This window comes from Bacteroides sp. HF-162 (assembly GCF_015679285.1).
In the GTDB taxonomy this organism is placed as follows: domain Bacteria; phylum Bacteroidota; class Bacteroidia; order Bacteroidales; family Bacteroidaceae; genus Bacteroides; species Bacteroides uniformis.
This window is the reverse complement of record NZ_CP064937.1, coordinates 2164057-2189970: the sequence shown is the minus strand read 5'-3', so window position 1 is coordinate 2189970 and position 25914 is coordinate 2164057. Positions and strand designations below refer to the sequence as shown.

The 25914-nt window shown below is 47.2% G+C and carries 16 protein-coding genes and 1 pseudogene; 6 read left to right on the top strand and 11 right to left on the bottom strand.

What is annotated here, in order from left to right; all coding sequences use genetic code 11:
• Window position 1: 1 nt before the first annotated feature.
• The 9 genes and pseudogenes from ITJ87_RS08785 to ITJ87_RS08750 all read right to left on the bottom strand — a co-directional run bounded on the left by ITJ87_RS08785 (window position 2) and on the right by ITJ87_RS08750 (window position 8320).
• A complete protein-coding gene (locus ITJ87_RS08785; protein WP_117601162.1) occupies window positions 2–1870 on the bottom strand; it encodes a site-specific DNA-methyltransferase in 1869 nt (622 codons plus the stop codon).
• A 36-nt stretch (window positions 1871–1906) separates the two neighbouring features.
• Window positions 1907–2119, bottom strand: a pseudogene (locus tag ITJ87_RS08780) (type III restriction endonuclease subunit R); the annotation flags it as partial.
• Window positions 2120–2782: 663 nt separating this feature from the next.
• Window positions 2783–3109 carry a hypothetical protein gene (locus ITJ87_RS08775; RefSeq protein WP_181980933.1) on the bottom strand — a complete coding sequence of 109 codons (327 nt, stop codon included), beginning with the start codon at window positions 3107–3109 and terminating at the stop codon, window positions 2783–2785.
• A 221-nt stretch (window positions 3110–3330) separates the two neighbouring features.
• Complete coding sequence (locus tag ITJ87_RS18975) at window positions 3331–3648, bottom strand: helix-turn-helix transcriptional regulator (RefSeq protein WP_370540411.1); 318 nt, start codon at window positions 3646–3648, stop codon at window positions 3331–3333.
• Window positions 3575–4312 (bottom strand): hypothetical protein, encoded by a 738-nt coding sequence (locus tag ITJ87_RS08770; protein ID WP_370540410.1) that lies wholly within the window; start codon window positions 4310–4312, stop codon window positions 3575–3577. Before ITJ87_RS08770 ends, ITJ87_RS18975 begins: the two co-directional genes overlap by 74 nt.
• Window positions 4313–4526: 214 nt before the next feature.
• Entirely contained in the window at window positions 4527–6101 is a 1575-nt protein-coding gene (locus ITJ87_RS08765; RefSeq protein WP_035449555.1) for a peptide chain release factor 3, read from the bottom strand.
• Between the two features lie 21 nt (window positions 6102–6122).
• Window positions 6123–6977: a dTDP-4-dehydrorhamnose reductase gene (gene rfbD, locus ITJ87_RS08760; RefSeq protein WP_035449557.1), complete on the bottom strand. Its 855-nt coding sequence runs from the start codon at window positions 6975–6977 to the stop codon at window positions 6123–6125.
• 74 nt (window positions 6978–7051) lie between these two features.
• Window positions 7052–7597 (bottom strand): DUF4924 family protein, encoded by a 546-nt coding sequence (locus ITJ87_RS08755; RefSeq protein WP_035449558.1) that lies wholly within the window; start codon window positions 7595–7597, stop codon window positions 7052–7054.
• A gap of 69 nt (window positions 7598–7666) precedes the next feature.
• Window positions 7667–8320: a LysE family translocator gene (locus ITJ87_RS08750; RefSeq protein WP_035449560.1), complete on the bottom strand. Its 654-nt coding sequence runs from the start codon at window positions 8318–8320 to the stop codon at window positions 7667–7669.
• Window positions 8321–8460: 140 nt separating this feature from the next.
• Here ITJ87_RS08750 and ITJ87_RS08745 point away from each other — a divergent pair, with 140 nt between their 5' ends.
• From ITJ87_RS08745 to ITJ87_RS08725, 5 genes are all read left to right on the top strand, one after another.
• Complete coding sequence (locus ITJ87_RS08745) at window positions 8461–10713, top strand: family 20 glycosylhydrolase (RefSeq protein ID WP_117965092.1); 2253 nt, start codon at window positions 8461–8463, stop codon at window positions 10711–10713.
• Window positions 10714–10900: 187 nt separating this feature from the next.
• Entirely contained in the window at window positions 10901–14605 is a 3705-nt protein-coding gene (purL, locus tag ITJ87_RS08740; protein WP_035449569.1) for a phosphoribosylformylglycinamidine synthase, read from the top strand.
• Window positions 14606–14777: 172 nt separating this feature from the next.
• Window positions 14778–18821, top strand: a complete 4044-nt coding sequence (locus tag ITJ87_RS08735; protein WP_117965094.1) for a two-component regulator propeller domain-containing protein — start codon at window positions 14778–14780, stop codon at window positions 18819–18821.
• A 17-nt stretch (window positions 18822–18838) separates the two neighbouring features.
• A complete protein-coding gene (locus ITJ87_RS08730) occupies window positions 18839–19402 on the top strand; it encodes a chromate transporter (protein ID WP_117965096.1) in 564 nt (187 codons plus the stop codon).
• A 34-nt stretch (window positions 19403–19436) separates the two neighbouring features.
• Entirely contained in the window at window positions 19437–19985 is a 549-nt protein-coding gene (locus ITJ87_RS08725) for a chromate transporter (RefSeq protein ID WP_117965098.1), read from the top strand.
• Between the two features lie 70 nt (window positions 19986–20055).
• On the opposite strand, the gene ITJ87_RS08720 is transcribed toward ITJ87_RS08725, so the two are convergent.
• Window positions 20056–21570 (bottom strand): glycoside hydrolase family 10 protein, encoded by a 1515-nt coding sequence (locus ITJ87_RS08720; RefSeq protein ID WP_117965100.1) that lies wholly within the window; start codon window positions 21568–21570, stop codon window positions 20056–20058.
• A 202-nt stretch (window positions 21571–21772) separates the two neighbouring features.
• Here ITJ87_RS08720 and uvrA point away from each other — a divergent pair, with 202 nt between their 5' ends.
• Window positions 21773–24556 (top strand): excinuclease ABC subunit UvrA, encoded by a 2784-nt coding sequence (gene uvrA / locus ITJ87_RS08715; protein WP_117965102.1) that lies wholly within the window; start codon window positions 21773–21775, stop codon window positions 24554–24556.
• A gap of 100 nt (window positions 24557–24656) precedes the next feature.
• Here uvrA and ITJ87_RS08710 read toward each other — a convergent pair whose 3' ends face one another.
• A complete protein-coding gene (locus tag ITJ87_RS08710) occupies window positions 24657–25835 on the bottom strand; it encodes an energy transducer TonB (protein ID WP_117965104.1) in 1179 nt (392 codons plus the stop codon).
• Between the last annotated feature and the right edge of the window lie 79 nt (window positions 25836–25914).

The window sequence follows — 25914 nt, the reverse complement described above, 5'->3', positions numbered from 1 at the left end:
GTCAAATTACTCTGATATTATTAAACGCATCATTATCCGACCAATCCAAGGATTGCTTGAACTGCTCATAAATATTGATTTTCTGAGCATCTTCCTTGAAGCAGGCATCACGGAAAAGTACACGCAAGGGACTCTTGTCGGCCATCGCAGTTACTACCTTATCGGTAATGCCCTCGGAAAAGCAAGCCACAAGTTCACCTTCGTTGACAGTATAGATGGTACAACCGTCCATGGTTTCTGTCTGCAAGGGCAAATCCAAGCGAACACCCCATGCCAACATCGAACCATAGAGTAGGTCAAGGTCAGTACGATCGCGCTTGATATTATAGGCAAAGAGGTCAAGCTGGTCTTGCTTGTATTCCTTGGGTGAAAGTGATACTTTCTCGTAGTTGCTTTCGTCAAGGCGGTAGACACGGAAACCAGTGTCGAGGTTTTGGGTAGTAAGCGAGGAATCTGCTTTTATTTTTGCACCGGAACGACGGATGCGTTCTTTGGCTATCTCAGGGATAGTGGCGTAGCCTGCCTTACGTGCTTCGCTATCTTCTGGTGTTTTTTCGGGAAGCTGAACGCAGATATATTTTCTGTTACCTCCGTCTTCGGCGTTGAGTTGCATTACAGCATGGGCAGTGGTGGCAGAGCCTGAGAAGAAATCGAGAATAAGTGCATCTTTATCAAAATGAGTCATCATCTTGAGCATCCTTATCAAGAGATTTATACTTTTGGGATTGTCGAATGCTTTGCAGCCCATTAATTTCTGAAGATATGAAGTTGCGGAAGAAGTTAAGAAATCTGTATCCCACCAAGTCGTAACTTTTTTTCTTGATTGTCGAGCCTGTTCTTCGTAATACTTCTTCTGGAGATTGTTCTCTGTGACAATAAGCAGTCCATTATCATACAGTTTCTGCATGGTCTCTTTTGAATATCTCCAATATCCTTCAACACCCATAAATTCGTAAAAAGGATTACCTTTCTTTGCTCCACCAGGACCATCTACAGGTGCCAATTTATATTTTCCCTTATCGTCTTCTCGATCAAATCCGTCTAATACTGGGTCTTCTCCTATATTCTTTTGTTGAGCAAACACCTCATTTATTTCTTTGGCATAAAACGCAATGTGATTGTGATTTTCAGATATTATTCTATCATTAGAAACAGAGGCTCTATGCTTATGGCAAATATCAGCAATGAAATTATGCTCGCCAAAGACTTCATCACATATTTTGATGAGATTTGCATTCTCATCATCACCTATCGAAATAAAGATAACTCCATCCTCCGTGAGCAGAGAACGAGCCACCAGCAGACGACTATAAATCATACTGCACCAATCCGAATGAAACTTACCATTCGTATCGGAATTCTTCCTGAAGCGATAGCCCAACTCGTCCACATTGCCGGCTTTGAAATCCTCTTCGGCAGCAGTGAGAGCAAAGTCGTCATGATACACAAAGTCATTGCCAGTATTATAGGGTGGGTCGATATAAATCATCTTCACCTTACCCATATATGAGCGTTGCAAGAGTTTGAGCACTTCCAGGTTATCACCTTCGATATAGATATTCTTCGTATTGTCCCAATCCACGGAATCTTCCACCACCGGGCGTAATGTCTTATCGGTTGGTTTGGCAGCCTCCGCACGAGCGGCATTCTTACCTACCCATGTAAACTGATACATCTCGCCATCGCCGTCTGTGACATAGTCGCCAAGCAACCGGCGAAGCACCTCGAAGTTTACCTTTCGGGAGATTTCACCAGTCTTGTCATCACGTACTTCGGTAAATGCCGAAGGTGCTATCTGATAGAGCGCATCAAGATTGAGTTGCGTTCCGTCTGCGGAGTTCAAATCCAAATGTTTTAATATGTCAGTCATATATCTTGTTTCTTAATTGTTTTCTAATGTTTTAAGTTTCTCTTTCTTTGATTTGTCCTTGATGAAAGTAGGAGACGTGAAAATGAAACGCAATTGTTCCACTTGCTCCAATTCTTCTTTCAATGCTTCGTAGGCATAGATGGAGAATGAAGCCGCAGCAATAGACACAAAAGTACCTTTGGATAACCGTCCTTTGATGTCATCCACTACACGTTCGTTTATATTGTTTATTAATTTGGAATGTTTCATCCTCGTTCTATCAGACCTTAGTTCCGCGGCACTTTACAAAACAATTATTTAAAATACTGAGCAATAAAATATTGCCCAGTACTTTGCCATGTCAGAAGATTCACTTAAATTAGTGCTGCAAAAAAAGCACAAGAAATCCTCAACAAGCATGACAAAAATAAGCATAAAATCCGGTAAACTCACTTCTTTTGGAGGGATATTTTTAATTATGGAGCAATTTGATTCTATGCTCTCATCCGTAATCAATTCAACTCTTTAGCAGTCCAATAGAAAGCGAACTATTGAAATAACAAGGAATAACAATATTTTTTAAGTCACCAATCAGTTTCTTATTTCATTTTGTAACAACATTTCAAATCCCAAAAGCATCCGTTTCAAGCCATCAAACCGTCACAGTCCATCCCCTCCCAGAACACCTTCTGAAGTGGGGGTAATTCAGTATACGATTAAATAGGATTCAATATAAGACTGAATGGCATTCAGTATACGACTGAATAGGGTTCAGTATAAGACCGAGGTTATATTAGTAGCAAAACAGATTGAGAACAAGGGAAATCACCGACTTTTTGTCCTAATAAATCAACACAAATTGGCTATATCCCTAAAATAATCATATAAAAATATCGGAATCAAGCAGTGTTCTTTGCCCAACGGGTAGGAAGTCTATAAGAAATTGACTATCGACCCGTTATTTGCATTACTTCCGAGGTTATTCTCTATGGTTTCTTCCATAGGAAACTGTTGCTTGTTTATGCAAAAAGAACCATTCTTCCGTTCAAAAACCAAATTATCGTCCACCCGAAGCGATTCGGACACTAATATACCACCGGCATTTTTAGAATAGGCATAGACAACTGTCCCGTTCTCAAACCTAAATGTATATTCGAACCCGACTACTCCCTCCTTCTTTCCAGCATAAATAAAATTCACATAATGATCTATCTTCTTCCATTTGGGCGACAAATGGTTCTCAATATCGAATAAGGCCAAACTGAAGTTTGTTTTACCCGATCCGTTCGGTCCATATACAATACCATTTTTTATGATACCGTCTTTGATAGCGTTTTTATGAACTCATAATTAGCCGGACTTGACAAATTCCACTTGAAGATACGGAAAAGGATTTCCGTAAAGAAATTACGGGCCTAATTTATCTTAATGCCACCTAATAGTTTCATACCCTTGTCACTGTTGTCTTGCAATCCGAAATTTCAGACATGGCACACTACTGTATCCAGCGTCTCTCCATCAGCAAACAGTCCACCATCTGCCTGCATCATCCGTTTCTTCAGGCGAAACTTCTGCTGGGACACGGAAGCGGGAGACACGGCAATGAGCGTGGCAATCTGTGCATTGCTGAAGTGCAGGCGGATAAGCATGCAAAGCTGGCTGTCGGCAGGCGTAAGCTGGGGAAAGCGCATGACAAGGCGTTTGGAAGCGCCCTTGTATACTCTGTCAGTAAGCTTCTGCAAGTAGTTCCACTGGCTGTCCGCAAGGAATTTGGGCTGGATGCGCAACTGCTTCACCACTTCGTCTGCGTCTATCACGGCAGAAGCAAGCGCCTGCACCTGCCCGTCGAGCATCCGGACACGCTCGCCCTCTTTCCTCAACAGTTCCAGTTCGCGGGGCACGGGGGTTGTCTTCATACTCCTTGAGACGGGCGCGGAGTGACTCGTTTTCCTTATCCAGACGGCTGCCATGTTCCATGAGGTTCGTCAGCGAGCTATGCACTTCTTCGCGCTCTTCGTCGGTCAGCGACATCTCCTTCAGGCATTCTTCCAGTTCCTCGCGCTCGCGTTCATTGTTGCGCAAGCGCTGTTCGTTTTCGCTCAAGGTGATAAGGTAGTTGCGGTGGTGGCGCTCTTTCTTGAACCGGACAAGGCTGAACAGCATAGCACCGGAAATGCTGAACATAATCACAGAAAACACTCCCCAGAAAAAACGTTCGTAACCACTGACCGGCTTCAGCCGCACATGCCTGCCATCGGAAAGCTCCTTTATCTGACTGTATTCACGGTGCAAACCGGAAATCAGGCGGACGGCCCGGGCACTGTCGACAGCACCGCATTGCACCAACGAGTCAGCATGAGAAAGGGCCTGTTCGTAGTTCATCAAAGTTCTACCGGCAGGTTTCGAGCAGGCTGTCAGCCCTAAAAGGAAGGTCAGCAGGAGAAAAAGGAAGGTATGTTTCATCTTGAAATTTTGTGTTTATAATAAGTAAGGTGTAAAGTCGGTAAGGAACGAGCTTACTTCAAGTGTCTTCATAATCAATGCATATTAATAGAAACAAAGGTAACACTTTCTTCCCACAATAAATAAAGAGGTACAAAGTTTTTTATTACTTTGTACCTCCTCTTTTTCTTCAACCTGCATCATTTACAGCCGTGAGTCAGCAAAATCATATAGCTTAGAACTCACTCGTAAAGTGGAACTTGATATGCTTGAAGTCCATCTGCGCCATCTGCAACACATATCCGCTGTCGGCCAGGAACACATCCCTACCCTCGCGGTCTTTGGCCATGTACTGGTATTTGCGCTTCTTGAAGGCTTCCAGCTCCGCCGCATCATCGCTCTCAATCCAGCAGGCCTTATACAGACTGAGCGGCTCCCAACGGCACTTCGCACTGTATTCGTTCTCCAGACGATACTGGATGACCTCGAACTGCAACTGCCCCACCGTACCGATAATCTTACGCCCGTTAAACTGGTTGACGAACAACTGAGCCACACCTTCGTCCATCAACTGGTCGATACCCTTGGCAAGCTGTTTCTGCTTCATCGGGTCGGCATTCTCAATGTACTTGAACATCTCCGGCGAGAAACTTGGAAGTCCCTTGAAGTGGAGCACCTCGCCTTCGGTCAGCGTATCGCCAATCTTGAACGTACCATTATCCGGCAGACCGATAATATCTCCCGCCCAAGCCTCATCGACAGTCGTCTTGCGCTGCGCCATGAACTGCGTAGGTGACGAGAAACGCATCGTCTTGCCATGACGTACGTGCAAGTACGGGGCATTGCGTACAAACTTCCCGGAGCAGATTTTGCAGAAAGCGATACATGAACGGTGATTCGGGTCGATGTTGGCGGTTATCTTGAAGATGAATCCGGTAAATTTAGGCTCTTCCGGCTCCACCTCACGTTCTTCCGCCTTCACGGGACGGGGACTGGGAGCAATCTCCACAAAGCAATCCAGCAGTTCCTGCACACCGAAATTATTCAGTGCCGAACCGAAGAATACGGGAGCAAGCTCCCCTTTCAAATATTCCTCCTTATCAAATTCGGGGTAAACACCGTCTATCAGTTCCAATTCTCCGCGCAGCTTGTCGGCCAGCTGGGCACCAATCCGGTTGTCCAGCTCCTCGGTATGGATATCCACTTCCACCTTCTCTGTCACCACCTGCTTACTGGGCTGGTAGAGGTTAAGATTATGCTCGTAGATGTTGTAGACACCCTTGAAACGGACACCGCTCTCGATAGGCCACGTCAAAGGGCGCACGTGGATGTGCAGTTCCTCCTCCAGCTCGTCCAGCAGGTCGAACGGGTCTTTGGCTTCACGGTCCATCTTGTTGATGAAGATAATCACCGGCGTATTACGCATACGGCAGACCTCCATCAGCTTGCGTGTCTGCGTTTCCACACCTTTCGCACCGTCCACCACGATAATAACGCTGTCCACAGCCGTCAGCGTGCGGTAGGTATCTTCGGCAAAATCCTGGTGACCCGGAGTATCGAGGATGTTGACCTTGTAGTCATGGTAGTCAAACTCCATTACAGAAGTGGTGACGGAAATACCACGCTGTTTTTCAATATCCATCCAGTCCGACGTTGCTGTCTTCTTTATCTTATTGCTCTTTACGGCACCCGCCACCTGGATTTGTCCACCAAAAAGCAACAGCTTCTCGGTCAATGACGTCTTACCGGCATCCGGATGCGCGATAATCGCAAACGTTCTCCGTCTTTCTATTTCGTTGTTATTGGCCATATATCAATTAGTCAGTAATAATCACTCTTCCAAATTCTTCATGCAAACGGCAAGGCTCTCCTCCCAATGGGGTATATCGATGCCGAATGTCTTCTTTATCTTTGTCTTGTCCAGTACGGAATAATGCGGACGCGGCGCCTTGGCAGGGAATTCGTCCGTATGTAGTGGATTTACTTTGCAGGTCTTTATGCCGGCCAGGCGATGGATAGCCAAAGTGAAATCATACCACGAGCACACACCCTCGTTGCTGAAATGATAGATACCGGGAACAATCCCCCGGTTGACAGCCGCAAAAATGACACGTGCCAAATCATTGGCATATGTCGGCGTACCTATCTGGTCGAAGACAACCCCCAGCGTCTCTCGCTCACGCCCCAGACGAAGCATCGTCTTCACAAAATTATTCCCGTAAATGGAATAGAGCCATGCTGTACGGATAATCATGGCACGGCTGCAATGCTTCATCACCGCCTGCTCACCTGCCAGTTTAGTAGAGCCATATACCGAATTGGGGCAAGTGGACGCCTCTTCCGTATAAGGAGTGTGTCCGGTTCCGTCGAAAACATAATCGGTGGACACTTGTATCAAGGCAGCACCGCAAGCTTCGGCAGCGGCAGCCAGATAGCCAGGAGCGACATGGTTCAGCTTGTCGCAAAGTTCCTGATTGTCCTCCGCCTTGTCCACCGCCGTATAAGCAGCGCAATTCACAATCACATCTATCCGGTTACCCTTCACAAACCTGTGCACAGCTTGTTCGTCGCAAATGTCCAATTCCTGCACATCAGTGAAAAAATAAGCATGTTGTCCGTTTTCTTTCGACAACACTCGCATTTCATTGCCAAGTTGACCGTTGGCACCGGTTATCAGAATATTCATTTAATAAAGTTACACTTATATATAGAATGTTACGATGAACAATATTTTCCTTCATAATTATCAATCATCCACTATCAATTATCCATCAACTCCAGTTCTCCCCGCTTCTCCTTGTCATAATAGTTGGCAAGCAACGAGATGAAACCACTGATGGCCTCCATAGCCTTTGCCGTGCCCTGACTGATTTCCTTCTTCTGCAAGCGTAACAGCAACACTCCATAAAGCGCCTCGAAACAAGTGTCTACCTCAGACTCCTCTTTCCGGCCGTTCTTCTGACGCAGTTCCACGATAAAAGGCAGTGCCTTGAAATAAGCCGCATTATAGAACGGATATTTCGTAGAAGCCAGCAATTCGCCATGCAGTTCCGTCAGATTCAGAATGACATTACGGTTGATTTGCAGATGCCCTTTTTCCGTTACGCCTTCCGCACGCATCATATCTGCCAGGTTTCCATACCATTCTTCCAGCGCAGGCCGTTCCTCCTCCGGATAGCGCAAGATGATGTTCTGGCGTATCCGGTCTATGTCACAGCCGTTGGCACGGAGCAAGTCCTCCACCTGCCACATATATATAAGGTATTCGGCTATATTCTTCTCTTTCAGTTGTTGCGCAATCTTCACGATAAAATGTATGATTTATAACCTTAGATTTATGACTTCATTATCAATTTATCCACTATCGATTATCCATTAATACAGCGATTCACCCATCAGCGTAAACACCAGTCCCATCACAGACACCACAATGACAATGCTCCCGATAATACGGTTCAGTATCCAGATACCTCGCAGGTTGAATTGTGTACGGACCTTATTGACAAAAAAGGTTATGCCAAACCACCAAGCCAAAGCACCCAATGCGATGGCCAGGTATCCGGTGACAGCCTCAAACACCAGCACGCCCTCACTTACAAAAGCAAAGCGGGCGAAAAGGCCTACAAAAAGGAAAATAATCAGTGGATTGGAAAGTGTGACGGCAAACGCCGTTATGAAGTTATGGAAATAGGAACCCTTATTGGTGGATACCGGCCGGATGGACTGTACCGGATTGCTGCGGAACGTATAAATGCCAAATGCCAACAGAAGAATGCTTCCGAAAAGCTGCAGGTAAAAGATGTTCTTGTTGACATAATCAAAAACGAAACTCATCCCGTAGCCCGTCAGCAAGGCATATGCAATATCGCTCAGCGAAGCTCCTATCCCCGTTACGAAACCATACCACCGTCCTTTATTCAAAGTACGCTGAATACACAATACTCCTACAGGACCCAATGGCGCGGACACAATGACGCCGATAATGAACCCCTTCCACAATATGTCAAATATGGTCTCTATCTGAATCATGGCTGCAAATATCGGACTTTTTTATGAGACGAACGAATAGTGTTAACGTTTTTTCGACGGAAAAGGATTTTAAGAAGTAAAGATTATCCATTTTACATATTATTCCGTATATTTACCTCCGAACTTAACAATACCCCCTAATGAAACGAATAAAAAAAACTCTAGCACTCGTTTCCATGACCGTCTTACTACTGACGGCATGCGAAGCTCCCAAGGAACTCGGTGTGATTCCATATCCGCAGTATGCCCAAACTACGTCAAAAACAGTCGAACTGCCATCTACGGTAACCTTCTCGACCAATTTGGCGAAATCCGACATGAATGACCTGCTGGCCTATCTGCCGGACTTTGCCATCCCCATGAAGCTTGTCGACAAGAATCCTTTTGTAACGATAGAAATAACGGACGAGACGGACAATCCAATCGCCGCCGAAGGCTACAACCTGACAGTCAGCAAACAAGGTGTAAATATTCAGGCCTCCTCCGCAGCAGGTGCCTTCTATGGACTGCAAACCCTGGCACAACTTGCCCGTAACGGGAAGGAACTGCCAGTCACGACCATCAAGGACGAACCCAGATTCCCCTACCGTGGGCTGCACCTGGATGTTTCAAGGCACTTCTTTAACACGGACTATGTCAAGAAACAAATAGACCTGGTAGCCACCTACAAAATTAACCGCCTGCATTGGCATCTGACCGACGGTGCCGGATGGCGGCTGGAGATTCCGGGCTATCCCCGCCTGACAGAATTCGCAGCCTGGAGAAAAGCCGCCAATCTGCAGGATTGGGGGAAATATAACCACCGCTTCTGCGAAAAGGATGAAGAAGGAGCCTATGGAGGCTACTATACAGAAGCAGATGTACGCGAAGTTTTAGAATACGCCCGCTTGAGGCATGTTACTGTCATCCCCGAAATAGAAATGCCGGGACACTCAGGAGAAGTACTGGCAGCCTATCCACAGCTGTCCTGTACCGGCGAGCCTTATACATCCGGTGAAGTCTGTATCGGCAACGAAGAGACCTTCAAGTTCTTCGAAGATGTGCTGGATGAAGTGATACGGCTGTTCCCTTCCCGTTATATCCATATTGGAGGCGATGAAGCCAGCAGACGCCACTGGAAAGCATGTCCCAAATGCCAGAAGCGCATGAAGGAAGAAGGGCTCAAAGATGAAAGTGAGCTGCAAAGCTATATGATAGCCCGCATAGAGAAGTACCTCAACGACAAAGGGCGTGAAATCATCGGCTGGGATGAGATACTGGACGGAGGCCTGGCCCCCAACGCAACCGTCATGTCGTGGCGGGGTACGGAAGGTGGCATTGCCGCCGCCCGCATGGGGCATTACGCCATCATGACACCGGAGAGCCACTGTTATCTGGACCACTACCAGGATGACCCCGAGACACAGCCGCTGGCGTTCGGCGCCTGCGTCCCCATCGGACAGACCTACTCCTACGACCCGGCTCCCGACTCATTGGAAAGTGATATCTGCAAATACATATTAGGCGTGCAAGGCAATGTATGGGCCGAATATCTACCCACTTACGAACATGCCGAATATATGATATACCCGCGCATCATCGCTCTGGCAGAAGTAGGATGGACTCCCATGAAGAACAAGCATTCAGAAAGTTTCAAGAGACGTATCAACAACGAAATACGCCATATCAAAGCAATAGGCTACAACCCGTTCACCTTGTCGGAACTAGTGCAGACCAGCCAGACCGTTGACTATGCCAAGAAAAGAATCATGCTGTCCCTCACCTCCGAAAAACATCCGATTGACATCCGCTACACAACGGACGGTTCCGAACCGACTGCGTCTTCCAAGTTATACAAGAAACCGTTTGCCGTAAAAGACTCCATATTGCTGACCGCACGTCTTTTCGATGGAGAAAAGCCTATCGGAAAAAGCCTTCACCTGCGCACCGACTATCACAAAGGCATAGGCAAAAAGATAACCTATGCACCGGGCGGCGGATACTATCAGCATAAAGAAGTATACAAAGGCGGCGGTGACACCGGTCTCCTCGACGGACTTCGCGGCGGTAAAAGCTACATGGACGGGCGTTGGCAGGGATTCTGCCCCAATGATTTGGATGCCACCATCGACTTGGGCGAAGTGACCGCTATACACCGGGTCATGGCCAACTTCATGCAAATCCGTACCCCGCAGGTTTTTCTTCCAGCCAAAGTAGAAGTGTGGGCATCAGTGGACGGCAAAGAATTCTCCCTGCTGGGCAGTGATACTTGCAGCGAGGAGGATGCCGGAAAAGACGTGATTTTCAGAGATTTCGGATGGACCGGCACCCCTACTGAAGCACGGTATGTACGCTTCCACGCCATACAAAGGAAGAAACAATTCTTATTTACGGATGAAATCGTCATACAATAATATACATCCGGCTTTATAAAACAGAATAAAAAACGCATACAAGTAAAATTGCATGCGTTTTTTGTTTTCCTTTTTTTCTCCTCCCCACCGATTTTTTGTATCTTTGTCCCCAAGAAGAAAAGATGAAGATATTCAAAGAAGTAACTTCAATCGTAAAATCGTAAATCGTAAAATCGTAAATATAACTATGATTCTTTTTTTCAGAACACCATCCAAGAGTGTGATTGCCGTAGAATGTAATCATGAACTCCCCCAGGCAGACAGCGACAAACTCTGCTGGCTTTTTGGAGAAGCCACCCCCGAAAGTGAAGACAACCTGAAAGGACATTTCGTCGGCCCGCGCCGCGAGATGATTACTCCGTGGAGTACAAACGCCGTAGAAATCACCCAGAACATGGGACTGGACGGCATTATCCGCATCGAGGAGTATTTCCCCGTAAAAGATGAGAATGCAGACCATGACCCGATGCTGCAACGTATGTACAAGGGGCTGGACCAGAATGTATTTACAACCAACCGGCAACCGGAACCGATTGTACACATCGAAGACCTGGAGGAATACAATGAGAAGGAAGGGCTGGCACTTTCCAAAGAGGAAATGGACTACCTCAAGAAGGTAGAAAAAGATCTTGGGCGCCCTCTGACGGACTCCGAAGTATTCGGTTTTGCGCAAATCAACTCCGAGCACTGCCGTCACAAAATCTTCGGCGGGACATTCATCATCGATGGAGTAGAACAGGAATCTTCACTCTTCCAAATGATAAAGAAGACCACACAAGAGAATCCCAATAAGATTATCTCTGCCTACAAAGACAATGTGGCCTTTGCCGAAGGTCCGGTTATCGAACAGTTTGCTCCGGCAGACCACTCCAAGCCCGACTATTTCCAAGTAAAAGACATCAAGAGTGTCATCTCCCTGAAAGCGGAAACACATAACTTTCCCACTACCGTAGAACCGTTCAACGGTGCATCTACCGGTACGGGCGGTGAAATCCGCGACCGTATGGGCGGCGGTAAGGGCTCTTGGCCGATTGCCGGAACAGCCGTCTATATGACCTCCTACCCCCGTACGGAAGAAGGACGTCCTTGGGAAGAGATTCTGCCGGTACGCAAATGGCTGTATCAGACTCCCGAACAAATACTGATCAAGGCCTCCAATGGTGCCAGTGATTTCGGAAACAAATTCGGTCAACCGCTAATCTGCGGTTCCGTGCTCACTTTCGAACATAAGGAAAATGATGAAGTCTATGGTTACGACAAAGTGATTATGCTTGCTGGAGGCGTAGGCTACGGTACCCAACGCGACTGTTTGAAAGGTACACCGGAAGCCGGAAACAAAGTGGTTGTTATCGGTGGAGACAATTACCGCATCGGTCTGGGCGGCGGCTCCGTATCTTCCGTAGATACCGGACGCTACAGCAGTGGCATCGAGCTGAATGCCGTGCAACGCGCCAACGCCGAAATGCAAAAACGTGCCTACAACGTGGTACGCGCACTTTGTGAGGAAGAGACCAATCCGGTTGTCTCCATCCACGACCACGGCTCTGCCGGACATGTTAACTGTCTGTCTGAATTGGTAGAGGAATGCGGCGGCCTGATTGACATGAGCAAGTTACCCATCGGTGACACCACGCTGTCTGCCAAGGAAATCATAGCCAACGAAAGCCAGGAACGCATGGGCTTGCTGATTCAGGAAGAGGCCATCGAACATGTACGCAAGGTAGCCGAACGCGAACGCGCTCCGATGTACGTAGTAGGTGAAACCACCGGTGACCATCGCTTTGCCTTCCAGCAAGCTGACGGTGTACGTCCGTTCGACCTCGCCGTAGAACAGATGTTCGGCTCTTCCCCCAAGACCTATATGGTGGACAAGACCGTGGAACGTCATTACAAAATGCCCCAATACGAACTTTCCCAACTACATGAATACCTCACCAATGTGCTCCAACTGGAAGCTGTGGCTTGTAAAGACTGGTTGACAAACAAGGTAGACCGTTCTGTAACAGGCAAGATTGCTCGCCAGCAGTGCCAGGGTGAATTGCAGTTGCCTCTGAGCGATTGTGGTGTGGTAGCTTTGGACTATCGCGGCGAAAAGGGTATCGCAACCTCTCTGGGCCATGCTCCCCAGGCGGCACTTGCCGACCCGGCAGCCGGCTCCGTTCTTTCCGTCAGCGAAGCCTTGACCAACTTGGTTTGGGCACCGCTTGCCGAAGGTCTGGACAGCGTTTCCCTTTCTGCCAACTGGATGTGGCCTTGTCGTTCGCAAGAAGGTGAAGATGCCCGTCTGTACACGGCAGTAAAGGCATTGAGCGACTTCTGCTGTTCCCTGCAAATCAATGTACCGACTGGTAAAGACTCTCTTTCCATGACACAGAAATACCCCGACGGCAGCAAAGTCATTTCTCCGGGCACGGTAATTGTTTCTGCCGGTGGAGAAGTTTCCGATGTCAAGAAGGTCGTTTCTCCAGTGCTGGTCAACAATGAAAAAACTACCATTTATCATATAGACTTCAGTTTCGACAACCTGAAACTCGGTGGTTCCGCCTTCGCCCAAACCCTGGGCAAAGTGGGTGACGAAGTTCCCAGCGTGCAGGATGCCGAATACTTCCGCGATGCTTTCCTTGCCGTGCAGGAGCTGGTCAACAAGGGACTGATTCTTGCCGGACATGATATTTCTGCCGGTGGCCTTATCACTACACTGCTTGAAATGTGCTTTGCCAATGTGGAGGGCGGTATGGAAATCAACCTGGATAAAATCAAGGAGCAAGACCTTATCAAGATTCTGTTTGCAGAGAATCCGGGTATCGTTATTCAGGTGAGTGACAAGCATAAGGAAACAGTAAAGCAAATCCTGGAAGATGCAGGCGTAGGTTATGTGAAACTCGGTAAACCGACAGACGAACGCCATATTCTTGTATCAAAAGGCGATGCTACTTATCAGTTCGGCATCGACTATATGCGTGATGTATGGTACTCCACTTCTTATCTCCTTGATCGTAAACAGTCCATGAACGGCTGTGCCAAGAAGCGTTTCGAGAACTACAAGATGCAACCGGTGGAATTCGCCTTCATGCCGGACTTCAAAGGCAAGTTCTCACAATACGGCATTACCCCGGACCGCCGCACACCTTCCGGTATACGCGCTGCAATCATCCGTGAAAAAGGGACTAACGGCGAACGCGAAATGGCCTACTCGCTCTATTTGGCAGGCTTCGATGTGAAAGATGTTACAATGACCGACCTTATCAGCGGCCGCGAGACGCTGGAAGATGTAAACATGATTGTTTACTGCGGTGGTTTCTCCAATTCCGACGTGCTTGGTTCTGCTAAGGGTTGGGCCGGTGCCTTCCTTTTCAATCCGAAAGCCAAAGAAGCGCTCGATAAGTACTATGCACGCAAGGATACGCTTTCGCTAGGCGTCTGCAACGGTTGCCAGCTTATGATGGAACTCAACCTTATCAATCCCGAGCTTGAAAAGAAAGGCAAGATGTTGCACAACGATTCCCACAAATTCGAATCCAGATACCTCGGTGTTACCGTTCCCACTAACCGCAGTGTAATGCTCGGGTCTTTGAGCGGCAGTAAACTGGGTATCTGGGTGGCCCACGGCGAAGGCAAATTCTCTTTGCCGTACGATGAGGACAAATACAACGTTGTGCTGAAATACTCATACGACGAATACCCTGCCAACCCCAACGGTTCGGATTATTCCATAGCCGGATTGGCAAGTGCTGACGGACGTCATCTGGCCATGATGCCCCACTTGGAACGTGCTATCTTCCCCTGGCAAAATGGTTGCTACCCCGCAGACCGCGTAAACAGCGACCAAATCACTCCTTGGATAGAAGCGTTTGTCAATGCACGCAAGTGGGTGGAAGCCAATAAAAAATAAACAGAACTTCCTTCTTAATAGAAATGTGACAAGCGCGGGTTGACAAATAAATCCGCGCTTGTTCATTTTTTCCATTCTTTGCCTTCCTTTTGCTTTTCTCGAACAAAAGCACTACTTTTGTGTTTATTTTCAACTCTCCCTCAGTACAACATTCAAAAACCGTTCGACAATTATGAAAAAGTACTTCTTTTTCTACATACTACTATTATTGCCAATTATAGGCATTGCGCAAACATACAAGTACATCGATGTGGAAGACGGTTTGAGCAACAGACGGGTATATGCCATTCAAAAGGGCCCCAAAGGTTACATGTGGTTTCTCACCCACGACGGCATCGACCGATATAGCGGAAAAGATTTCAAGTCTTACAAACTGATGGACGGAGATGAAGAAGTAAATTCCATGATGAATCTGAACTGGCTCTATGTGGATCCTAAAGGAACCATATGGGAAATAGGCAAAAAAGGACGTGTGTTCCGCTACGACACAAGACACGACCGTTTTGTCTTAGTATACAAGCTACCCGAAAATGAAGTAAAAGGACGTCCTACTCCCATCAGCTATGGTTTTGTGGATGCCAACAGCGTAATATGGCTTTGCAATGAAGATGCCCTATATCTGTACGACAGTAATACTCAAAAAGTGACCTTCATTCAAAATGAAATAAAAGAACGAATCACGAACATCGTACAGATTGACTCAACTCATTTCTTTATCGGAACCGACATCGGCATACATTATGCCGAATTGGAAAACAATGTACTCACCTTGAGTCCCTGCGACCAATTGGATACCTTAAAGGTACAAATCAACGAATTATACTATCACAAACCGTCCCGTAAGGTTTTTATCGGTACTTTTCAACGAGGAATATTTGTCTATGACTTGAACAAACATAAAGTCATGCATATACCGTCCGGCCTGATGGATGTCAGCATCAACTGCATCCGTGCCTACACTGACAATGAAATTCTCATTGCAACAGACGGAGCCGGCATCTACAAAATGAACGCTGCTACTTATGAGTCCGTACCATACATTGTTGCCGACTACAACCGGCACAACTCTATGAACGGGAATACCATCAACGACATCTACATTGACAGCGAACAACGCATCTGGATAGCCAATTATCCCATCGGTATCACCGTACGCGACAACCGATATGCCGATTACCAATGGATAAAACACTCTATCGGTAATAAACAGTCACTCATCAATGACCAAGTAAATGCCATCATCGAAGATCATGACGGAGATTTATGGTTTGCCACCAACAACGGCATCAGCCTTTATAATAGTAAAACAAACCAATGGCATTCTTTTCTCAGTACCTTCGATCCTGCAAGCCACAGTAAAAACCACACCTTTATCTCACTATGCGAGGTTGAGCCTGGTATCATCTGGGCCGGAGGTTACAGTTCAGGCATCTATCAGATAAACAAGAAGCAACAGTCCGTAGATTTCTTCACTCCATCCTTATTCAGCAACCTCAATATCCGGCCGGACAAGTATATCCGTTCTATCATGAAAGACTCTTCAGGAAACATCTGGTCCGGAGGGTATTATAACTTGAAGGAAATAGACTATTCCAGCAAAAGCATACGGCATTTCCCCGGTCTGAACGGCATTACCGCCATTATAGAAAAAGACTCCACACATATGTGGATAGGCACTGCAACCGGCCTATACTTATTAGAAAAAGCAACCGGCAAGTACACCTATATCCGAATGCCAGTAGAATCATACTATATCTACTCTCTATGCCAGACCTCTGACGGAATGTTGTACATCGGTACCAACAATGCCGGTTTACTGGTATATGATACGGCCAAAAATACATTCAGACACTATCATAGAGACAACTGTGCCTTGATTTCCAATAATATCTATACACTATTGTCTGATGGAAAAGGAAATATCTTTCTGAGTACAGAACACGGTCTGTCCACCTTCTATCCTGCCGAAGAGACATTCCATAACTGGACCAAAGAACAAGGACTGAAGTCAGATCATTTCAATGCAGCTTCAGGCACCTTAAGAGGAAACGGCAATTTCATTTTCGGCAGTACGGACGGAGCCATAGAGTTCGATAAGGACATGGTCCTGCCACGTGACTATAAATTCAAAATGGTATTCAGCGACCTGCGGGTTTTCTATCAGACCGTTTATCCCAAAGATGAAGGTTCCCCACTTATTCAGGATATAGACGAGACAGAAACCTTGCGTTTGAAGTACAACCAGAACATCTTCTCATTGCAAGTTTCCGATATAAACTATGACTACCCTTCCCTGATTCTGTACTCTTGGAAGCTGGAAGGATTCTATGAGGGCTGGAGCCGCCCGGGACAGGAAAATGTCATTCGTTTTACCAATCTGAGTCCGGGTAACTATACCCTCCGCGTACGTGCCATCTCCAACGAAGACCGCCGTATTGTCCTGGAGGAACGTAGTATGAACATCATTATCGAACAACCCATCTGGCTCAGTTTTTGGGCATTAATACTCTATGCAGTGATTATCATATCCATTGCAAGCATCGCCCTGCGAATCATAGCCTTGAGAAAACAGCGGAAAGAATCCGACGAGAAAATACGCTTTTTCGTCAACACGGCACATGATATACGTACTCCACTGACGCTCATCAAAGCACCCTTGGAAGAAATCACCGAACGCGAACAACTGACTTCCAGCGGACAGAGCAACATCAACACAGCTCTGCGAAACGTAAATGCCTTGTTGCGCCTGACCACCAATCTTATTAATTTCGAACGAGCAGACACCTATTCCGGAAGTCTATACGTATCCGAATACGAACTGAGCACATATATGGAGGAGACAATCGATGCATTCCGTCCATACGCAAACATAAAACACATCAACCTGACCTACGAAAGCAGTTTCCGTTATCTGAACGTATGGTTGGACAAGGACAAGATGGATTCCATTTTGAAGAATATCATATCCAACGCATTGAAATATACACCGGACGGCGGCAATGTACATGTCTTTACTTCCGAGACGGAAGATACCTGGAGTATTGAGGTGAAAGATACCGGTATCGGAATTCCGGCCTCGGAACAAAAAAAGCTGTTCAAGATGCATTTCCGCGGCAGCAATGCTATCAATTCCAAAGTTACCGGCAGCGGCATCGGACTACTCTTGGTTGGGAAACTTGTACGCTTACATAAAGGAAAGCTCAACTTCAGCAGTATGGAAGGAAAAGGCTCTTGCATCAAAATCACGTTCCCCAAAGGGAACAAGCATTTCCGCAAGGCAATCCAACGCCCTCAACCCCAAAACGAACGGATTGTTTATTCGGCTTCCGGAGTGCCCATCAATGCCTCCGCCACACCGTCCCCTGCTTCCAGCGGCATCTACGACAAGACGCAGCAACAGTCGCAAAACAATAGTAGCCACCAGAAAATTCTTATTGTAGAGGACAATGACGAATTAAGGGAATATCTGCGCAGAACATTGTCTGAACAGTACAACATACAAGTATGCTCCAATGGAAAAGAGGCACTGATCATTGTCAAGGAGTATATGCCTAACCTAGTCATTTCAGACATCATGATGCCGGAAATGAGAGGAGACGAGTTGTGCCATATCCTGAAGAACGACATCGAGACATCACATATCCCCATCATCCTGCTCACAGCACTGAATACCGACAAGAATATCATCGAGGGACTGCAAAGCGGAGCAGATGAATATATTGTGAAACCCTTCAATATCGGTATATTGCGGGCAAACATTGCCAACTTACTGACTAACCGGACACTGTTGCGCCACAAATATGCCAGCCTGGACCTGAACGACGAGAAAAACAATACGGATTGCATCAACTGCTCCAACGACTTGGACTGGAAATTCATTGCAACCGTCAAAAAGAGTGTCGAAGACAATATGGACAACCCAAGCTTCAACGTCGACGTGCTCTGCAACCTGCTGAATATGAGTAGAACCAGCTTCTACAACAAAATAAAGGCACTGACCGACCAAGCTCCGGCTGACTACATCCGGCTGATTCGACTGAAACATGCTGCCCAACTTCTGAAAGAACAAAAGCATACCATCACCGAGATTTCAGAGCTGACCGGTTTCAGTGATGCGAAATATTTCCGTGAAGTATTCAAGAAACATTTCGATATGAGCCCAAGCCAATATGCCAAGAGAGGGAAAGAAGGGAAAGATGATAAAGAAATAAAGTAAATTACAACATTTTGAATATGAATATATATCTTGAAGCATTCTCCATATTCTTTAAGATAGGAGCCTTTACCATCGGCGGCGGTTATGCCATGGTACCACTGATAGAAAACGAAATCGTAACCAAACGAAACTGGATAGCCAAAGAAGATTTCATTGACCTGCTTGCTATATCACAGTCCGCTCCGGGCATTCTTGCCGTCAATATATCCATTTTTATAGGGTACCGGCTACGGGGAATACGAGGGAGCATAATCACTGCATTGGGAACCATACTTCCTTCGTTTCTCATCATCCTCGCCATAGCGTTGTTCTTTCACAACTTCAAGGACAACACCATTGTGGAACGTATATTCAAAGGCATCCGCCCGGCAGTGGTTGCATTGATTGCCGCCCCTACATTCAGCATGGCCAAATCGGCCCGGATAAACCGATACAATATATGGATACCGGTGGTTTCAGCACTGCTCATCTGGCTGCTGGACTTCTCCCCCATCTGGATTATCATTGCAGCAGGTGCAGGGGGATATGCCTTCGGACGTCGGAAACATCGAAGAATTAAAAATGAAAGAATTAAAAAATGAAAGGTGCAATAACACTAATCATTAATCACTAACCATGATTTTCTTACAGCTATTCTATACATTCTTTAAAATCGGCCTTTTCGGCTTTGGCGGCGGATATGCCATGCTGTCTATGATACAAGGCGAAGTAGTCACCCGTCATGGCTGGCTTTCCCCTCAAGAGTTTACTGATATCGTGGCAATCAGCCAAATGACACCCGGTCCGATAGGTATCAATTCGGCAACCTATGTAGGTTTTACTGTCACCGGTAGTGTATGGGGATCTATTACCGCCACTTTTGCCGTAGTGCTCCCCTCTTTCCTACTGATGCTGATCATCAGCAAATTCTTTCTGAAATACCAGAAACATCCTTCCGTGGAAGCGGTATTCAGCGGGCTCCGCCCGGCAGTGGTCGGTCTGCTGGCCTCAGCCGCGCTGGTATTGATGAATTCGGAAAACTTCAGTTCTCCCAAAGAAGACACATATTCCTTCGTCATCAGCTGCCTCATTTTCCTCGTGGCATTTGTAGGCACCAAAAAATATAAACTGAACCCGATAGGAATGATTGTAGCCTGTGGAATAGCAGGGTTGATACTTTATTAAGGAGGGAAATTAAGGATTAGGGATTAGGGATTAAGGATTAGACGTTAATCCCTAATCCTTAATTTTCTTTTTAAAGTTTAATCTTCTTTCCAACGGATTTCGATTCATTATGCAGACGGTCCAAGGCTGTCACCACATAGCGGTACTTTGTCTTTCCGTCTTCATAAGGAAGTTTATAGAAATTATCACGCGTGATGGCTACAATATGGGAAGGATCGTCTATATTCACTTTCTCTTTGGCATCAAAACGATAAACTACATACTGGACAGCACGATTCATCTCCTCTTTATACTTGGGTGCTGTCCAAAAAAGAATATATCCGTCTTCCGTCCATATCGGTTTCATCTTACGCACCTTTCCTGGAGCTTCGTTATCCATAAAATCGAAAACGGGAGGCAATGCCGGATATTTATGATATTCGGCAATCAAAGCATCGCGATACTTGCCCGCATTCTCAATCACTGCACTGGCGGGCCACTGGCAACTGCCACCGATGGTTTGATAAGCTCGCTGCAAGGCCATCTTGCGGGGAAGCTGATTTATTGAGGGGTTCTTGGGGTCAGCATTCTGCACTGTATTCATTACGGACTGACCGATAAACAAGGGACGGTTTTCCGTATTCCTAGCCCACCACTTCACCAGTGTCTCATAGTCGGCAACCGGATGTCCTATATGCCAATAAATCTGCGGAATATTATAGTCTATCCAACCTTCACGGGCCCATAGCAGTACATCCGCATAAAGGTCATCGTAGTTTTGCAGGCCTTTGGTCTTACTGCCAAGCGGGTCACTGCTTTCGTTCCGGTAAATACCAAACGGAGAAATCCCGAACTTCACCCACGGCTTGATTTCACGGATAGTTTCATGCAGTTTTTTAATCAACACATTCACGTTGCTCCGGCGCCAGTCTCCTTTATTGCTGAATCCTCCACCAAAACGTGCAAAACTTGCATCGTCGGGGAAATCCTTTCCCTTAATGGGATAAGGATAAAAGTAATCGTCCATATGGATAGCATCCACATCATAACGGGAAACAATGTCGCTCACCACCATGCAGATGTGTCGGCGGCTCTCAGGCAGTGCCGGGTCAAAATACAACTGGTCGCCATAAGTGACAAACCATTCCGGATGGATATTGTACACATGATTGGGAGCCAACTCACTCTTCAAGGTCGTCTTCGTGCGATACGGATTAATCCATGCATGAAACTCCATGCCACGTTTATGGCATTCATCAATCATAAACTGCATAGGGTCCCAATAAGGTTCGGGCGCTTTACCCTGCACTCCGGTAAGGAAACGACTCCACGGTTCCAGTCTGGAAGCATACAGAGCATCCGCTTCGGGACGTACCTGGAAAATTATGGCGTTGATTCCTGCCTTCTGCAAGGAATTCAACTGCCCGATCAGATTCTGCTTTAGCTTTTCGGTCGGCATTCCACGGAACTGTCCGTTTACTGACTGTATCCATGCTGCACGAAATTCACGTTTAGGATAGGCAGACCCGGTCTGCACTTGCGCAAATGCCCCTCCTGCCACCATCAGTGACAAAAGACATAGGCATAAAATGGATTTTATTCTCATATTCCGGTCAATAGCTTTTATTAAAAAAGCGAAATTAATTCTTTTGTCCTAAGTATACCGGTAAAAAGCGGAAAGTATAACAAATCTTAACCAAGGGTATCTTTCCTCCCCAATAAATCCACTTTTGCCTTGCCTGATTGTTACAATTCGGATAGCAAACATTATCTTTGCATTCTGTAAACCACCGAACCAACCTACAGATATGGCAGAAAATACATCGATTATCATAAAAGGGGCCCGTGTCAATAACCTCAAGAACATTGACGTAGAGATTCCCCGTAACAAACTCGTAGTCATCACCGGACTGTCCGGTTCCGGAAAATCCTCACTTGCTTTCGATACATTATATGCCGAAGGGCAACGCCGCTACGTGGAGAGCTTGAGCAGTTATGCCCGCCAGTTTCTGGGACGTATGAGCAAGCCTGAATGCGATTTCATCAAAGGGATTCCACCTGCCATTGCCATTGAGCAGAAAGTAAGCAGCCGCAATCCGCGGTCCACCGTTGGCACCTCCACCGAAATATACGAATATCTGCGGTTGCTCTACGCACGCGTAGGGAAAACCTTCAGCCCGGTCAGCGGACTGGAAGTGAAGAAGCACTCGGCGGAAGACATCGTGAAGTGCATGCTGGAATATCCGGAAGGAACCAGATATACCGTACTCGCCCCGATATTGCTGCGCGAAGACCGCACGCTGCAACAACAACTGGAGATAGACATGAAGCAAGGTTTCACCCGTCTGGAAGTGAATGGTGAAATGATGCGCATCGACGAATACAAGCCGAAAGCCGGAGACACAGTTTTTCTGTTGATTGACCGTATGACAGCCTCTTCAGAAAAGGATTCCGTCAGCCGCCTCACCGACTCGGCCGAAACAGCCATGTACGAAGGAGACGGTGCCTGCCTACTGCGTTTCTACCAGCCTGACGGGAGTACCTGCCTCTATCGTTTCAGCACCAAGTTCGAAGCAGACGGCATCACCTTCGAAGAACCGAACGACCAGATGTTCTCCTTCAACTCTCCCATCGGCGCATGCCCCGTATGCGAGGGATTCGGGAAAGTCATCGGCATCGACGAGCATCTCGTGATACCCGACCGCTCCTTGTCCGTCTATGACGGCGCTGTAGTATGCTGGCGGGGCGAAAAGATGGGCGAATGGAGGGATATGGTGATACACGGAGCCGAGAAAGCCGACTTCCCCATCTTCACTCCCTATTATGAACTGACCGACGAGCAACGCCGGATGCTGTGGGAAGGGACACCCTACTTTGAGGGCATCAACGCCTTCTTCAAGATGGTGCAGGAAAACCAGTACAAGATACAATACCGTGTGATGCTGGCACGCTACCGCGGAAAGACGCTCTGCCCCAAATGTCACGGCACCCGCCTGAAACCCGAAGCAAACTACGTACGCGTGGGAGGACGCAACATCTCCGAACTGGTAGATTTGCCCATCACTGAGTTGAAGCTCTTCTTCGACAACCTGCAGCTAGACCCACATGACGCCGACATAGCCCGCCGCATCCTGACAGAACTCAACAGCCGCATCCAGTTCCTATTGGATGTCGGTTTGGGATACCTCACGCTGAACCGCCTCAGCAACTCGCTCTCCGGCGGTGAAAGCCAGCGAATCAACCTAGCCACCTCGCTGGGAAGTAGTCTGGTGGGCAGCCTGTATATTCTTGACGAACCGAGTATCGGCCTGCATAGCCGCGATACGGACAAACTGATACACGTGCTCCGCCAGCTGCAACAGTTGGGCAATACGGTAGTGGTAGTGGAACACGATGAAGAGATTATCCGTGCTGCCGACTATATCATCGACATCGGTCCCCGGGCAGGCCGCTTGGGAGGAGAGGTGGTCTATCAGGGAGACATGAAAGACCTTCAGAAAAACAGTGACAGTTATACCGTGCGCTATCTGCTGGGGGAAGAGACAATCCCACTGCCGGAACACCGTCGCCCGTGGAACAACTATATAGAAATAAAGGGGGCCCGCGAAAACAACCTGAAAGGTGTGGAGGCACGCTTCCCGCTGAATGTAATGACCGTGGTGACCGGTGTCAGCGGTTCGGGCAAGAGTACGCTGGTGCGCGACATCTTCTACCGCGCCCTGAAACGCGAGTTGGACGAATGCAGCGAACGCCCGGGCGAGTTCACCTCCATCGGAGGAGATTTGCAGAACCTGCGCAATGTAGAGTTTGTAGACCAGAATCCTATCGGGAAGTCATCGAGAAGCAATCCCGTGACCTACATCAAGGCCTACGACGAAATCCGTAAACTATGGGCAGACCAGCCACTTGCCAAGCAGATGGGATACAGTGCCGGATACTTCAGCTTCAACAGCGAAGGCGGCCGTTGCGAGGAGTGCAAGGGTGAAGGCACCATCACTGTGGAGATGCAATTCATGGCAGACCTTGTACTGGAATGCGAATCCTGCCACGGCAAACGCTTCAAGGCAGACACGTTGGAAGTGAAGTTCCACGACATGAATATCTACGACGTATTGGAGATGACCGTAAACCAAGCCATCGAATTCTTTACGCAACACGGACAGAAAAAGATTGTGAAGAAGCTGCAACCCTTGCAGGATGTAGGTTTGGGATATATCAAATTGGGGCAAGCCTCCTCCACCCTCTCCGGTGGAGAGAACCAGCGCGTGAAACTCGCCTTCTACCTCAGCCAGGAGAAAGCGGACCCGACCATGTTCATCTTCGATGAACCGACTACCGGACTACACTTCCATGACATCAAGAAACTGCTCGAAGCCTTCGATGCCCTGATACGCCGCGGGCACAGCATTGTCATCATCGAACATAATCTGGATGTGGTGAAGTGTGCAGACCATGTGATAGACCTGGGACCCGAAGGAGGGGACAAAGGAGGAAACATCGTAGCTACCGGTACACCGGAGGAAGTGGCGAAGTGTGCGGCAAGTTATACAGGGCAGTTCTTGCAAGAGAAATTACACCCCTCTCTTCCTTAAATAGAACACAGAGGCACGGAGACACAGAGATATTAAATTCAAGGAAAAAGAATAAAACTCCATGCCTCCGTGTCTTTGTGCTTAATCTTACCGGGTGCCACTACTCCAATTTAAAAGTAACCGGAAAAGTAAATTCCACCTTCACGGCTTTACCTTGCTGCATCCCCGGCTTCCATTGTGGCATCAATCCTACAATCCGTAATGCTTCCTCATCCAAGGCAGGATACCTGCTGCGCATAATAACGGGGTCCACCACACGACCATTCCCGTCAATCACCACGCTGACAATAACTCTCCCCTGAATGCCATTCTTACGGGCTTCTTCTGGATAACGGACATTCTTTTGAATAAAATCCATCAAGGCTTTCATGCCTCCCGGAAACTCGGGCATCACTTCCACTACTTTATAGACCGGTTCTTCCATTGGCTCTTCCGTTATCAATTGTGGGCTCCCGCCCTTCCCTGCATCCGAAACATAAGGGGGAAGAGATGTCTTTTCCGCCGTTCTCCATTCTTCCTCATTGTCCGTCAGTCTGAACTCAGCCATCATCAAGACAGGTTTCCTCCTGATGGTTATCTCATAAAAGTAACGGTAGCGTCCCGGCTTGTTGGGATGCACATCCGGATAAAGGGAGGCTTTCATAACCCTTTCCTCCCCATCCCGCAGCACATAGGCGATGTTCCAAAAGACAGCGTTTATCGGCAATTCCCGCCAGGTACCTTTTTCGTCTTCGAACGTCAGGTAATAATGCTCGCCGCAGGTCAAATCTCCGCCGCTGTGATTGCTGAGGATGAATGTCGCCTGAGTCGCTTTCGTTGAAAAGACCGGATATTCGGGACGGATATGGATGCCACGAATATGATTCCTGCCTACTCTCTCGTTGATGACGGGGACTTCTACACCATGAAAACAGAAAACGGGGGAGTCCATTATTTTCTCCCGGAACTCTTTCCGCCGCTCGGGAGTATTCACCATCAAATCTATATCGATGCAATGCAACCCCACCCCATATCCGGTCACATTCCTCTGAATGTGTATATATGGTGTATTATTCAATCTTTTTCCTAGTTCTTCGTGAATGGCAAGCAATTGCCTTTGCAAGCAGTCACCATCATCCGCAATCCCTATCTTGAGGCTATCGCTCACTATTTTTTCTCCCATCCATTGGCCTATCCTTACTGTACCTACGGAATCTTCAAGCGTTTCCATACGTTCCGTTTTATTCATTCGGCAAGATGACAAGCAGCAAAGCAATAGGAGAAAACAAACTCTGTTCATGGCATTTTGTATTTCAAGTTCATAGCATCAGATACAAATATACTCATTCCTGCAATCACAATCAAAAAGAAAACTCCTA